This is a genomic window from uncultured Pedobacter sp., assembly GCF_913776295.1.
In the GTDB taxonomy this organism is placed as follows: domain Bacteria; phylum Bacteroidota; class Bacteroidia; order Sphingobacteriales; family Sphingobacteriaceae; genus Pedobacter.
This window is the reverse complement of sequence record NZ_CAJYOJ010000053.1, coordinates 62,244-75,192: the sequence shown is the minus strand read 5'-3', so window position 1 is coordinate 75,192 and position 12,949 is coordinate 62,244. Positions and strand designations below refer to the sequence as shown.

Here is a 12,949-nt window from a genome sequence, read left to right as displayed (position 1 = left end):
TCATTCTTATTATATATTTACCACTTAAGGCGATTTAAAACATTAATATCTATCGATTTCGTATTTCTGTAAACCATTACAATGATGGCTAAGCCAACCGCAACCTCTGCAGCTGCCAATGCCATAATGAAGAATACGAAAACCTGTCCGGATGGGTCATTGCTATGCACAGAGAAGGCGGTTAACAGCAAGTTAACAGCATTAAGCATCAGCTCAACCGACATGAAGATTACGATGGCATTTCTACGGGTAAGTACACCGATTACGCCAATAGAAAAAATAATGGCACTTAAATAGATGTAGTGGTTTAGCGGAACGCCCTGAAGTTGTGATGTTAAATTTTCCATTATGCTTCTACCTCATCTCTTTTAGATAATAAAACTGCTCCAACCATTGCTGCCAATAGTAATAGAGATGACAATTCGAACGGTAATAAGAATGGCCCAAAAAGCTCCTTACCTAGATTTTCTACCAGTCCCAATCCCGGATTTTTCAACATCAACGGACTGGAGATACTGGCTGATTTTAAAGAGCCGATTAAGGTTACCACCAGACAGCCACCGGCAATCACCCCAACGATTTTAATCAGTGGTGATTTACTGGGTTCGGTCTCTTTATTCAGGTTAAGCAACATCAGTACAAATAAGAAAAGTACCATAATTGCTCCCATGTAAACGATAAAGTTTACCACTGCCAAAAACTGTGCGTTTAGCAGTACATAGTGAACAGTGAAAGTAAAAAAGGTAAGGATTAAGTACAATACACTGTGGATCGGATTTTTTGCAAAAATCACCAGCAGCGAAAAGATGATACTTAATGTGGCTACGAAATAGAATACTTGTGTACTCATTAATTATTATTTATTTTATTTGTTTTCGTCACCCTGAATTTATTTCAGGGTCTTTGAAGGAGATGCTGAAATAAATTCGGCATGACGATTATCTTATTGATATTGTTCGTGTACTCACGAAGCATTACTTTATTTTTTCATTTCCAATGGCGCCTCTACCAGCTTATCTTTTCCGTAAATGAAATCTTTACGTAAATAATCAGCAGGTACAATCGGGCCATCTAAATAAATAGCCTCTTTTGGGCAAGCTTCTTCACATAAACCACAGAAAATACAGCGTAACATATTGATTTCATACGTGGCTGCATATTTTTCTTCACGGTATAAATGTTTCTCTTCCGGCTTACGTTCAGCGGCAATCATGGTAATGGCTTCAGCCGGACAAGATAAAGCACATAAACCACAAGCAGTACAACGTTCTTTACCGTTCTCATCTCGTTTTAGCGAGTGCATCCCCCTGAAGTTGGTCGAGAATTCGCGTTCTACTTCAGGATATCTTACGGTAGCCTCTTTTTTAAATAAGTGACTGATAGTGATGCCCATACCCTTGGCAATTGCCGGCAGGTACATCCGTTCCATAAAGCTTAAGGGCTTTTGTTCCAGTACTTTTTTCTTATTACTTAATGATTCCATAATTAAAACTTCTCGATAATCGCAATCACAACCCCTGTTATTATAATATTGGCAATAGCCAAAGGTATTAAACCTTTCCAGCCTAAATTCATCAATTGATCGTAACGGAAACGAGGGATTGTCCAGCGTACCCACATAAAGAAAAAGATGAAAAAGACGATTTTACCGAATAATGCAGCAACACCGATTATTGATGCCCAATTCTGCCCTAGGTGGGTAACAGCTGAATCCATAAATGGATAATTAAAGCCTCCGAAATACAAGGTAGCCATTACTGCCGATGACACAAACATATTGATATATTCGGCAAATAGATAAAAGCCTAACTTCATTGATGAATACTCTGTATGGTAACCGCCAATTAACTCCGTTTCACATTCAGGTAAATCAAAAGGTGCCCGGTTGGTTTCAGCAAAAGAACAAACCATAAAGATTAAAAATCCTAGTGGCTGTTTGAAAAAATACCAGGTAAACCATCCATTTTCCCAAAAACCGTGTTGTTTATCTACGATTTCTTTCAAACTCAACGAGTTAGTAACCAATAGCAAAGCGATGATCGATAATCCCATTGCAATTTCATAACTGATATTCTGTGATGCGGCACGAATGGCACTTAATAAAGAATATTTATTATTGGATGCCCAACCGCCAATCATTACCCCATAAACACCTAAAGAAACTACACCAAAGATGTATAAAACTCCTACGTTAATATCAGCAACCTGAAGCGGAACAATTTTACCCCCGATTTCAATTGGACTACCCCATGGAATTACAGCGGTACCAATGCAAGCACATAGCAATGCTAAACCCGGACCAACAATAAACAACCACCTGTTAGACGAAGCGGGAATAATCTCCTCTTTCATAAACATTTTAACACCATCGGCAAGTGGTTGTAGGATACCGAAGGGGCCAGCTCTATCCGGACCTAAACGATCCTGTAAATATGCAGCAACTTTACGCTCTGCATAAGTAGAATACATGGCAATAACTAAACTGATGCCGAAAATTACAGCTACCAGGATAAATTTTTCTATAACAAAAGCACTATCCATTAGTATTTAACTGTTTTATGTAGTTCAATTTCATTTGCAGCCTGTAAAGCCTCATTTGGCTGAATTACATGCAAAGGTTTTAATGTTTCGTAGTGGTTAGATGCAATTACTGAGGTATCATCAATGTGCGTCGGGCGTTCAATTACCCAATCAGCAGTTGCTTTTTTATCGAAGCGGCAGGTATTGCAAATAAAGTCTTCTACCTCGCCAAACTGATCTTTACGGGCAGTAACACGTAAAACATCTGCTCCTTTATACCAAAGTGTTACCTTACCACTACATTTTTCATGATCGCAATCGCGGTGCGCATCAACAGGTTTGGTAAACCAAACGCGGTTTTTAAAACGGAAAGTTTTATCGGTTAAAGCACCTACCGGGCAGACATCGATTACGTTTCCTGAAAAATCGTTATCAACCGCCTGCTGGATATAAGTAGAAATTTCTGAATGATCGCCACGGTTTAAGATACCGTGAACACGTTTATTGGTAATCTGATCTGCAGTAAAAACACAACGATAGCATAAAATGCAACGGTTCATATGCAACTGAATCTTATCGCCTATATCTATCCGTTCGAAAGTACGGCGCTCAAACTCATAACGTGTTTTTTGTAAACCATGCTCGTAACCTAAATTCTGCAAATCACATTCACCTGCCTGGTCACAAACCGGACAATCTAAAGGATGGTTAATCAATAAGATCTCTACCACACCTGCACGGGCTTCCAAAACTTCCGGCGAAGTAATGTTAAGTACCTCCATCCCATCCATTACCGTGGTTCGGCAGGAAGCCACCAATTTAGGCATGGGGCGGGGATCCTTTTCCGAACCTTTAGTCACCTTTACAATACAGGTACGGCATTTACCGCCACTGCCCTGTAATTTAGAATAATAGCACATGGCTGGCGGAACAATATCCCCCCCGATCTGCCTTGCAGCATTCAGAATGGTCGTTCCGTTATCAACCTCTACTGTTATCCCATCTATCGTAACCTTAACTTTTTCACTCATGGTTAATGATATTCTTTTTATTTCTTTATCTGCCTTGGTTCGTGTCTCCGCGAACCAATTCTATTTATATTATTTCTCTTTCGAGATTTTATAACCAATTTCTTTCCTTGGCTGTTGTTGCTGCTCTAGTAATTCATCAAAATATCTAAAGATCACTTCAATATTCTTATCCTGATTATCTATCTTTTTTTTTATCTTTTCTACTTCTAATCTTAAATTCAGATTCGAAGCTAACAATTCTCTAATCTGTGTAAATACCCTCACAATTTGGATATTTACTTCTACCGCTTTATCACTATTTAATACACTTGCCAGCATCACTGCACCGTGCTCTGTAAAAACATATGGTAAAGTTGAAGAGAATTTTAGTTTATTTAAATGTTCAAATTGCAAAATAACAGCGTCTTTTTCCTCTTTTGTAACCTGAAACATAAAATCCTCTGGAAAACGTTTTATATTTCTCTTTACTTGTTCATTTAATCTCTTTGTAGTTACTCCATAAAGTTCGGCCAAGTCGCTGTCAACCATAACTTTCTTACCTCTCATTTCAATTATTTTGTTAAGGATAATTTCAGCAGGTATCTTTACGGATAACTTTTCTTCGCTCATATTCGTATGTTACATCTCTCAAAGGTGGTCGCAAATTGCGACCGGCTCTAAAATCAAAGTAATTAAACAAACTTCTAAGGTCGCAAATTGCGACCTTAAGATCTTATTTCTCTTCCGCTACCGGAGCTTTTTCAATCGGTGTTGCATAATCGGCAATACCATAATTTTGGCTCTGACTTTTTACCGGTTCTTTAATGTGCCATTCAAATTCATCCCTGAAATGACGGATTGCACTGGCAACCGGCCAGGCTGCCGCATCGCCCAACGGACAAATGGTATTTCCCTCAATTTTGCGTTGGATATCCCACAATAAATCCACATCTTCCATAGTTCCATGGCCATGTTCGATTTTGTGCAATACTTTTTCCATCCATCCTGTACCTTCACGACAAGGAGAACACTGTCCACAACTTTCGTGATGATAAAAACGGGAGAAGTTCCAGGTATTCCGAACAATACACTGATCTTCATCAAAAGCGATAAAACCACCCGAACCTAGCATAGTCCCTGTTGCAAATCCACCTTCTGATAATGATTCGTAACTCATTAAACGAGGTTCACCGTTAGCTAATTTTAACGTGAGGTTAGCAGGCAAAACAGGTACGGAAGAACCACCTGCAACTGTTGCTTTAAGGCGTTTGCCATTGGCGATACCACCACAATATTCATCCGAATAAATAAATTCTTCTACGGGTAAACCTAATTCTATTTCATAAACACCTGGTTTTACCAAATTACCGGATGCTGATATTAATTTTGTACCTGTACTTCTACCGATACCAATTTTGGCATATTCATCGCCACCATCATTGATAATCGGCACTACTGCAGCAATAGATTCAACATTATTGACCACAGTAGGGCAACCATATAAACCTGCGATAGCCGGAAATGGTGGTTTAATGCGCGGGTTACCTCTTTTGCCTTCCAATGATTCTAACAAAGCAGTTTCTTCACCGCAAATGTAAGCACCACCACCCGGCTGAACGTATAATTCTAAATCATAACCGGTTCCTAAAATGTTTTTACCCAACCATCCGGCAGCTTTAGCTTCGGCAATTGCTTTTTCTAAAATACGGATCTGAGGCATCATCTCGCCACGTACATAGATGTAAGATGTATTGGCTCCCAATGCGAAACTTGATACAATCATCCCCTCAATTAATGCATGAGGAATATAAGTCATCAAATAACGGTCTTTAAAAGTTCCTGGCTCAGATTCGTCAGCATTGCATACCAAATAACGCGCAACACCTTCTGGTTTAGCCAAAAAGCTCCATTTCATCCCTGTAGGGAAACCCGCACCACCGCGACCGCGTAGACCTGACTTTTTAACCTCTTCTACAATCTCTTCTGGTGTTAAGGTTTTCAGGGCTTTTTCCACGGCACGGTACCCGCCTTTCTGGCGATAGACCTCAAGTGTGTTAATGCCTGGTACGTTTATATGCTCAAGTAACAGTTTTCGAGACATTTTTATTAGTCTATAGTCTGTAGTCCGTAGTCTATAGTCCTGAATCAAATCGACTCATGACTTAAGACTTTCGACTTAGGACTTATTTTTCAAATCTTCAATCAATTTATCTACACTTTCAGTAGTTAAGTTTTCATAGAAAGTATATTCCGGGCTAATCTGCAATACCGGTCCATAACCACAGGCGGCCAAACATTCAACTCCTCTAAAGCTGAATAAACCATCGGCGGTAACTTCACCTTCTTTCACCCCTAATTTGTTTTCCAGGTGACTTAATATTTTTTCCGCTCCCACCAGGCAACAAGGGCCGGTACGGCAAACCTCTAAGGCATATTTACCCTGTGGTTTTAAAAAGTACATGGTATAAAATGTAGCTACCTCGTAAACTTCAATCGGCTGAATGTTCAAATATTCAGCAACCTGATCCATGGCTGAAGTAGGTACCCACAGAAATTCAGCCTGTACCAAATGTAACAATGGCAATAAAGCTGATTTTTGTTTTCCTTCCGGATAACGGCTTTTTACTTCATCAAATTTGGCCAGCAATTCTGATGAAAACACTACAGGTGTTTGTTCTTCTACTTTAAGCATCTAATTCTCCTGCAATAATATTCATACTACTCATGTTGATAATAGCGTCAGACAATAACATGCCTTCGCTCATCGGTGCAAACATCTGGTAGTTTATAAAACTTGGTCTGCGGAAGTGTAAACGGTATGGTGTACGGCCTCCATCGTTAATCAGATAAAATCCCAATTCACCATTCCCACCTTCTACAGCGTGATAAACTTCTGCTTTTGGCGCATCAATCTCACCCATCACAATTTTAAAGTGATAGATTAATGCCTCCATATTGTTGTAAACTTCCTGTTTTGGAGGAAGGTAAAATTCAGGAACATTGGCATGGAAAATACCTTTTGGCTCTGTTTTTAACTTTACAACAGCTTGTTCGATAATGCGGACACTTTGCCACATCTCTTCGTTACGCACTAAATAACGGTCGTAAATATCACCACTTGTACCAACAGGTATATCAAAATCAAAATCCTGATAGGAAGAATACGGATCGCTTACACGCACATCATAATCTACTCCAGTTGCACGCAATAAAGGGCCAGTCCAGCTGTATTCTAAAGCAGTTTCTTTACTTACTTCTGCAACACCAGCCGTTCTGTCAATAAAAATACGGTTACGAGTTAACAGGTTTTCGAACTCCTTTAATGCTTTGGGAAATTCTTTTAAAAATTTATCGATTTTGGCAAAGGCGATATCATTGAAATCTCTTTCAAAACCACCTATACGTCCAATATTAGTGGTTAAACGCGCACCACACACTTCTTCAAAGATTTCGTAGATATGCTCACGGAACTGAAAAAGATATAAAAAAGTGGTGGTTGCTCCCGTATCCTGACCAATAATCGTATTACAGATAATATGATCGGCAATACGCGAAAGTTCCATAATGATTACCCGAAGATAATCTACACGTTTTGGTGTCTGAATATTTAACAACTTCTCCACCGTCATGTGCCAGCCCATGTTATTGATAGGCGAAGAACAATAGTTTAAACGGTCAGTGAGTGGTGTAATTTGATAAAACGGGCGATGCTCGGCAATCTTTTCGAAAGCACGGTGTATGTACCCAATAGTGGAAACGCCGCTTACAATACGTTCGCCGTCTAACTGCAGAACATTTTGAAAAACGCCGTGGGTTGCTGGGTGTGTGGGCCCTAAGTTTAGGGTTACCAGTTCACTTTGCGGATCGTTATCTGTAAATACCGGATGGTTATGATTCATAGTTTACCTTCCAAAAAATTCATCTTTTTTATCTACCCTGTTCGGATCTTCCAATGGATATTGTTTGAGCATGGGATGAACACCTAAATCATCCATGTTTAAAATACGGCGTAGATCGGGGTGACCTTCGAATTTAACCCCAAACAGATCATAAGTTTCACGCTCCATCCAATTGGCGCCTTTCCATATAGTGGTTGCCGTTGGGATGGTAGGGTTCTGCTCTGAAATAAATACTTTTATCCTGATCCTTAGTTTTTCAACCATGTTATGCAAGTGGTAAACTACTGCGATACCATGATCCTTACCAGGATAATGAACAGCTGTAATATCAGTCAGGAAATTAAATTTTAATTCCTCTTTAAGATGCGAAAGCACATTTACGATAACATCTTTGTAGGTTACAAAAGTTAACAGGCCATAAGGTTCAGAAACAGCAGTAACTTTTTCGCCAAACTTTTCAGTCAGCTTAACGTGTATTCCGTTATTTAATGTCGTTTCTTCCATTATTTAATGCCGTATTGACCTAAAAGTTCTTTATAATAATCGGAATTTCTTCTTCTGCCTGATTCGTTCTTCACTAAATCCTGAATACGCTGAAAACCATCCAAGATAGCTTCTGGTCTTGGCGGGCATCCCGGAACATAAACATCTACAGGAATTACCTCATCAATGCCTTGCAATACGGAATAAGTATCGAAAATACCACCACTACTTGCACAGGCGCCAACAGCCATTACCCAACGTGGCTCCGCCATCTGGATATAAACCTGCTTTAATACCGGGGCCATTTTTTTTGCGATGGTACCCATTACCATCAAAACATCTGCCTGGCGGGGAGAAAAGCTTAAACGCTCTGCACCAAAACGACCCAAATCATAGTGAGAACCCATGGTCGCCATAAACTCAATCCCACAACAAGAAGTTGCGAAAGGTAAAGGCCATAATGAATTTGACCGTGCCAAACCAATCACCTTGTCAAGCGAAGTGGCAAAATAGCCAGGTCCTTCGGTTCCTGGAGGCGCATCAACTATATTAATTTCACTCATGTTTGTAAACAAAAAATGCTCATCCCTTTAAAGAATGAGCAACAAATTTACAATATTTTAAAGGCAAAAAAGCGAGCTTTACTTGATTTAGAACCTTTCTAAATAAAAAAACCGCCATGAGTTAGTGTAAAGCATACACGTCTCAGTTTATAGTTGTCAGTTTACAGTTACTGATTTGAAAACACCAGATAAACAACCGCCAATTGCAAACTGATAACGGCAAATTGATAACTGCGAACTGACTAGTTCCAGTCTAAAACTTTCTTCTTGATAACGTAAATGAAACCGAGTAATAAAGTACCCATGAAAATGAACATTTCAATCATTCCATTCATTTGTAATGCACGGAAATTAACTGCCCAGGGATACATAAAGATCACCTCTACATCAAATAACACAAAGAGTATGGCTACTACGAAATATTTGATAGAGAAGGGCTGGCGTGCATTACCTATTGATTTTACTCCGGCTTCAAAAGTCTCCAGCTTATCGCTGGTCTTGCGTTTTGGTCCTAAAAAGTGGGTAGCAACCAAGGTAGTTACCACAAAACCTAAAGCAACAATTACCTGAAATATAATTGGTAAAAAATCTATAGCCGAACTTTGCGCTTGCATAATTTTAATTTTTGTGATGCAAAAGTAAAAGAAAAAGGCAGAGTAACCAAACTCTGCCTTTTCTAAATTATTTAACTTTTAAATTATTTGCCTTTACCTTTAGCTTTTGAAGCCGCAGCAGGTGATTGCAATTCTTTAAGCTTTGCTGATGCAAAAGGGCCCTGTGGATCCAGCGCTATACTTTTGTTTAAAAAGTCGATAGCTTTCGCTTTATCCTTATCGGCATAATATGCTCCGAGATAGTCATAAGCTTCAACCAGGTTTGTTTTATTAGCTGCTTGTTCTTCTGGTTTAACCAAGCTAATATATTTTTCGAAATATGGAATTGAAGCATATTTTGGGTTCGCTTTATCTTCTAAAAGATTGGCAATCCTTGCTCTTGTAAAATAACCTAATGCAAAATCAGGAGAAACCTTATTAAGGTGGCTCAATGCTGAGTCTGCCTCAACTAAAGCCGCAGTATTCAAAGGTTTTTTCTCTCTTTGGGCAAAATATCCCTCCAAAAACCTGGTTTGACCGATATAATAGTAATTGGTTAACGAACCTTTACCGTTTGGATTATATTTAGTCGCCAAAGTGTAAATTTCTGCCGCTTTGCCATATTTCTTCGCTTTGTACAAGGCTAAACCAGCCTCAGCTAAGGCATCAGCGTTTGTTGAATCGATTTTAGCTGCTTCAATAATATTAATTACACCTAAACTATCCTGGCCAGCTTTTAACTGCGCTTTACCTAAATAAAGGTAATCGTTACCTAAAATTTTAGATTTATCTTTCTCTTTAGCAAAAAACTCTGTCAAGCTGGTTAATGCCTGAGGGTAGTTACCATTCTCATAAGCTGCCCAACCTTTCATCCTGGCAACAACATTACCTTTAGGGTCATTTGCGGGAACCTGTAAAGAAGAAGCAACTTGCTCTAAGGCTTTATAATCTTTCGCATAAAACAAGAACTGCGCATAACGTAACTGAGATTCTAAAGATTTATCGGTTAAATCCATGTATTTTTTGTAATTCTCAATTGCTTTTGCTGCTTTTTCTTTATCAACACCAAAGCTACTCCACTGTAAGTATAATTCACCTAACTCACGGTAGGCAGGACCATAATTTGGATCAGCTGCAATTACATCTTGTAATTCTTTCTCTCCTTCCGGAAAAGCCCTCGATTCTTTAAACATTTTACCGATCTGCGTTTTAGCTCTTCTGTTGTTCGGATCAACATCATTTACACGCATGTATGGCCCCAATGCTTCAGAGTTTTTCTTTTGCAAAGCATACGCATCACCCTGCGCCAGGAATACCTCGGCATCTTTATCTTTCGAATCCAGCTCATCAGCTTTGGTAATATTGGCTAAAGCATTGGTAAAGTCAGGTTTTGACACATCATCACTTGGTTTATCCTGTGCTAAATAAGCTTTACCGATATACAAATAAGTTTTGTAATCTTTAGGAGCTAATGCTACAGCTTTATCAAAATTAGTCTTTGCAGAGGTTGGATCATTGGATAATATATCCGCTTCGCCAAGGCCAATTAAGTTCAAGTTATTTTTAGGATCAGCTGTAAGCCCTTTAGTAAATACAGCTCTGGCAGAGTCGATATAACCGGTTTTTAAGTAAACCAAACCAAGATTGTAATAATTATCACCTTCTGAAGCCTTTGAGTTCACCAATGATTTAAGCATTGATGATGCTTTTTGATACTGCTCCGCGTCGATGGCTTTTTTCGCGTCATTTAAATCTTGAGCAAAAACTGCAGAACCCATCAACACCAAACCTACATTTAAGGTTATTGCTTTCTTTAAAATTTTCATCGGATATCCTGTTTTTTTATTTAATAAAAATGAAGTGTCTCTTTAGATTTACTTCGTGGTTCAATTTATAATTTTTAATTTAATTTCCTTTGGTCAGGTTAATTTGTCTCGGCATCAATTTATGTGGACCAAGTCCAGATTTAAGTACGATCAATTGCCCCCGCTGACTTCTTAACCATGTTGCAAATCCTGTGCCTAAACCATCTCTTCCCTCGCAATCAATAATATTTATATTTCTTAGGAAAGGATAGACACCATTAATCAGGTTATCCTGAGTTGGTTTATAGAACTGATCGTCTCCTACCTTACCTTTCACATTCTTCACCCCCAACATCTTTACCTGAGAAAGGTATTTGCTCATTTCTGCGTCTTTGTCCGTGATCCAATTCACGCCCAAAATACCAATAAAATTTTTATCTTCTGCAATAAATTTAATTACTTCTTTGCTAGAATTTTTTGAGTAAACACCTGTAGCGGGAAATTGGCTGATATGAGCCAACTCTTTAAAATACTGAAAGGTACTTGAATAAGCGTTATCAAAAACCAATTTTTTGTCCGATTTCTTCTCCTGTAAGATGTCAATTACTTCTTTAACGGTAATTGTACTGTCAATATTGCCTTTATTGGTTATTAAAGCGATTCCATCAATGGCAAAACGTGAAGTATTGATTTTAATATGACGTTGATTGTAATATTTTTCTTCTGCTTTGGTTAATAATCTGGGTAAAACAATTACCCTTACGCTATCATTCAGGAATGCAGGCAATAATTTTTCTTCCGGTTTAACTGTAGCCTGAAATTTGGCATCCGGATAATCTAAACTGAAGATATCGATCTGATTTTGAACAATCGGCCCAACACTTTCATCAACCAATATTTTTAATGTGCCACTTGTTCTGGTTTCTTTAACCACAACTGCTTTATTCCTGCGTTTGCAGGATAGGAATAAAGCCAGTACACAAAATATTAAAAGGATTTTTTTCATTAAATGATTAATCGCGCCTACCTAGGCTTAAAAGTCGTACAAAAGCATAAATAATGAGGAAGATACCAATTGTAATACGCCCCCATTCCGGAATAGCACTTAACCGAAGTGCAATAGGTTTATAAAATATAAATGCGACACCCAGTATCACATAAAAGATGAACATGATTAGCCCTAAAATGAGCAAAAACCGCTGTTTAGGCGATTTTTGCTTAAAGATATCGAAATTTAACATTTACGATTAGTTCAATGTAAAGTTAACGTTGATGTTATATTTTACCCTTACCGGCTTACCATTCTGGATACCTGGGTTCCAGCGCGGACTCGCTTTCAATACGCGGATGGCCTCCTCATCAGTTCCGCTACCCAAACCACGGGTAACTGTGATATCAGTTAGTTTACCATCTTTTTCCACAACGAAAGATAAAAATACTTTACCCTGAACGTTGTTTTCTTGCGCCATTGGAGGGTATTTTATTGCTCTACCCAGGTAGGCATAAAATTTAGAGATACCTCCCGGAAATTCTGGCTGTTTCTCGATACTCACAAAGTCATAAACTTTATTGTCATCAACCGCAACAGCAGCTTCTCTTTTTGGTCCTTCACCTACCGGCTCGTTGATCACGATATCGGCAGTCGGATCGCCTTTGATATCTCTCTGACCTGGATCAGCTTCCTTCAACTTTTCAACTGTAGGTGGTTCATCACGAACCTCAATATCAGGTTTTACAATTGGAGGTGGCATTTTCACCTGGTCAACCTTTGGTGGCGGTGGCTCTACCGGTGGCGGTGGAGGTGTTTCCGGGTTTACCGGTGGTGGTGGAGCTAAAATCACTTCCTGTGCTTTTACCTGTTCTTCCGGCTGATCCATGGAGCCCTTAATCAGGCTATAGATCTTTGGAGAGAAAAATAAAATAAGGAAGATAATAGATCCAATAATTAAGGCTCTTGTAGTGTTAGCACCATTGGTTTTACGCAATTGGTACGCACCATAGCTTTTGTTTTTATCTTCAAAAACCACTTCAAGCCATTCTTTTCTGAATATATCTAACTTCGACATAAAATTGGTT

At 38.8% G+C, this 12,949-nt stretch carries 15 protein-coding genes; all 15 read right to left on the bottom strand.

The annotated features are described in order from the left end of the window. Positions 1-17: 17 nt before the first annotated feature. Positions 18-347 carry an NADH-quinone oxidoreductase subunit NuoK gene (gene nuoK, locus QZ738_RS11195; protein ID WP_055908793.1) on the bottom strand — a complete coding sequence of 110 codons (330 nt, stop codon included), beginning with the start codon at positions 345-347 and terminating at the stop codon, positions 18-20. Further along, positions 347-850, bottom strand: a complete 504-nt coding sequence (locus tag QZ738_RS11190) for an NADH-quinone oxidoreductase subunit J (protein WP_293787528.1) — start codon at positions 848-850, stop codon at positions 347-349. Before QZ738_RS11190 ends, nuoK begins: the two co-directional genes overlap by 1 nt. 129 nt (positions 851-979) lie before the next feature. Then, positions 980-1,483: an NADH-quinone oxidoreductase subunit I gene (locus QZ738_RS11185; RefSeq protein ID WP_090504254.1), complete on the bottom strand. Its 504-nt coding sequence runs from the start codon at positions 1,481-1,483 to the stop codon at positions 980-982. A 2-nt stretch (positions 1,484-1,485) separates the two neighbouring features. Beyond that, positions 1,486-2,541: an NADH-quinone oxidoreductase subunit NuoH gene (nuoH, locus tag QZ738_RS11180; protein ID WP_293787526.1), complete on the bottom strand. Its 1,056-nt coding sequence runs from the start codon at positions 2,539-2,541 to the stop codon at positions 1,486-1,488. After that, on the bottom strand, positions 2,541-3,551 hold the full coding sequence (locus QZ738_RS11175) for a 2Fe-2S iron-sulfur cluster-binding protein (protein ID WP_090984390.1): 1,011 nt from the start codon (positions 3,549-3,551) through the stop codon (positions 2,541-2,543). The genes nuoH and QZ738_RS11175 overlap by 1 nt, the downstream gene beginning before the upstream one ends. A 69-nt stretch (positions 3,552-3,620) precedes the next feature. Further along, the gene (locus QZ738_RS11170; protein ID WP_293787522.1) at positions 3,621-4,160 is read right to left on the bottom strand and encodes an ORF6N domain-containing protein; all 540 of its coding nucleotides are present in this window, start codon (positions 4,158-4,160) and stop codon (positions 3,621-3,623) included. 103 nt (positions 4,161-4,263) lie between these two features. After that, positions 4,264-5,631: an NADH-quinone oxidoreductase subunit NuoF gene (nuoF, locus tag QZ738_RS11165; protein WP_293787520.1), complete on the bottom strand. Its 1,368-nt coding sequence runs from the start codon at positions 5,629-5,631 to the stop codon at positions 4,264-4,266. A 75-nt stretch (positions 5,632-5,706) separates the two neighbouring features. Further along, positions 5,707-6,222, bottom strand: coding sequence for an NAD(P)H-dependent oxidoreductase subunit E (gene nuoE, locus QZ738_RS11160; RefSeq protein ID WP_293787518.1), 516 nt, complete (start codon positions 6,220-6,222; stop codon positions 5,707-5,709). Next, on the bottom strand, positions 6,215-7,429 hold the full coding sequence (locus QZ738_RS11155; protein ID WP_293787516.1) for an NADH-quinone oxidoreductase subunit D: 1,215 nt from the start codon (positions 7,427-7,429) through the stop codon (positions 6,215-6,217). The genes nuoE and QZ738_RS11155 overlap by 8 nt, the downstream gene beginning before the upstream one ends. Before the next feature lie 3 nt (positions 7,430-7,432). After that, a complete protein-coding gene (locus QZ738_RS11150; protein ID WP_293787514.1) occupies positions 7,433-7,933 on the bottom strand; it encodes an NADH-quinone oxidoreductase subunit C in 501 nt (166 codons plus the stop codon). Then, positions 7,933-8,475 (bottom strand): NADH-quinone oxidoreductase subunit B, encoded by a 543-nt coding sequence (locus QZ738_RS11145; RefSeq protein ID WP_039472971.1) that lies wholly within the window; start codon positions 8,473-8,475, stop codon positions 7,933-7,935. Before QZ738_RS11145 ends, QZ738_RS11150 begins: the two co-directional genes overlap by 1 nt. Positions 8,476-8,717: 242 nt before the next feature. Then, on the bottom strand, positions 8,718-9,089 hold the full coding sequence (locus QZ738_RS11140; protein ID WP_293787512.1) for an NADH-quinone oxidoreductase subunit A: 372 nt from the start codon (positions 9,087-9,089) through the stop codon (positions 8,718-8,720). Positions 9,090-9,172: 83 nt separating this feature from the next. Continuing rightward, the gene (locus QZ738_RS11135; protein ID WP_293787510.1) at positions 9,173-10,894 is read right to left on the bottom strand and encodes a hypothetical protein; all 1,722 of its coding nucleotides are present in this window, start codon (positions 10,892-10,894) and stop codon (positions 9,173-9,175) included. Positions 10,895-10,973: 79 nt separating this feature from the next. Next, positions 10,974-11,879 (bottom strand): PstS family phosphate ABC transporter substrate-binding protein, encoded by a 906-nt coding sequence (locus QZ738_RS11130; protein WP_293787508.1) that lies wholly within the window; start codon positions 11,877-11,879, stop codon positions 10,974-10,976. A 241-nt stretch (positions 11,880-12,120) separates the two neighbouring features. Then, entirely contained in the window at positions 12,121-12,939 is an 819-nt protein-coding gene (locus QZ738_RS11125) for an energy transducer TonB (RefSeq protein ID WP_293787506.1), read from the bottom strand. Positions 12,940-12,949: the final 10 nt, after the last annotated feature.

Bases quoted from the DNA above. Each gene is read 5' to 3' on its own strand.
- nuoK (WP_055908793.1), bottom strand. From the start codon at position 347: ATGGAAAATTTAACATCACAACTTCAGGGCGTTCCGCTAAACCACTAC.
- QZ738_RS11190 (WP_293787528.1), bottom strand. From the start codon at position 850: ATGAGTACACAAGTATTCTATTTCGTAGCCACATTAAGTATCATCTTT.
- QZ738_RS11185 (WP_090504254.1), bottom strand. From the start codon at position 1,483: ATGGAATCATTAAGTAATAAGAAAAAAGTACTGGAACAAAAGCCCTTA.
- nuoH (WP_293787526.1), bottom strand. From the start codon at position 2,541: ATGGATAGTGCTTTTGTTATAGAAAAATTTATCCTGGTAGCTGTAATT.
- QZ738_RS11175 (WP_090984390.1), bottom strand. From the start codon at position 3,551: ATGAGTGAAAAAGTTAAGGTTACGATAGATGGGATAACAGTAGAGGTT.
- QZ738_RS11170 (WP_293787522.1), bottom strand. From the start codon at position 4,160: ATGAGCGAAGAAAAGTTATCCGTAAAGATACCTGCTGAAATTATCCTT.
- nuoF (WP_293787520.1), bottom strand. From the start codon at position 5,631: ATGTCTCGAAAACTGTTACTTGAGCATATAAACGTACCAGGCATTAAC.
- nuoE (WP_293787518.1), bottom strand. From the start codon at position 6,222: ATGCTTAAAGTAGAAGAACAAACACCTGTAGTGTTTTCATCAGAATTG.
- QZ738_RS11155 (WP_293787516.1), bottom strand. From the start codon at position 7,429: ATGAATCATAACCATCCGGTATTTACAGATAACGATCCGCAAAGTGAA.
- QZ738_RS11150 (WP_293787514.1), bottom strand. From the start codon at position 7,933: ATGGAAGAAACGACATTAAATAACGGAATACACGTTAAGCTGACTGAA.
- QZ738_RS11145 (WP_039472971.1), bottom strand. From the start codon at position 8,475: ATGAGTGAAATTAATATAGTTGATGCGCCTCCAGGAACCGAAGGACCT.
- QZ738_RS11140 (WP_293787512.1), bottom strand. From the start codon at position 9,089: ATGCAAGCGCAAAGTTCGGCTATAGATTTTTTACCAATTATATTTCAG.
- QZ738_RS11135 (WP_293787510.1), bottom strand. From the start codon at position 10,894: ATGAAAATTTTAAAGAAAGCAATAACCTTAAATGTAGGTTTGGTGTTG.
- QZ738_RS11130 (WP_293787508.1), bottom strand. From the start codon at position 11,879: ATGAAAAAAATCCTTTTAATATTTTGTGTACTGGCTTTATTCCTATCC.
- QZ738_RS11125 (WP_293787506.1), bottom strand. From the start codon at position 12,939: ATGTCGAAGTTAGATATATTCAGAAAAGAATGGCTTGAAGTGGTTTTT.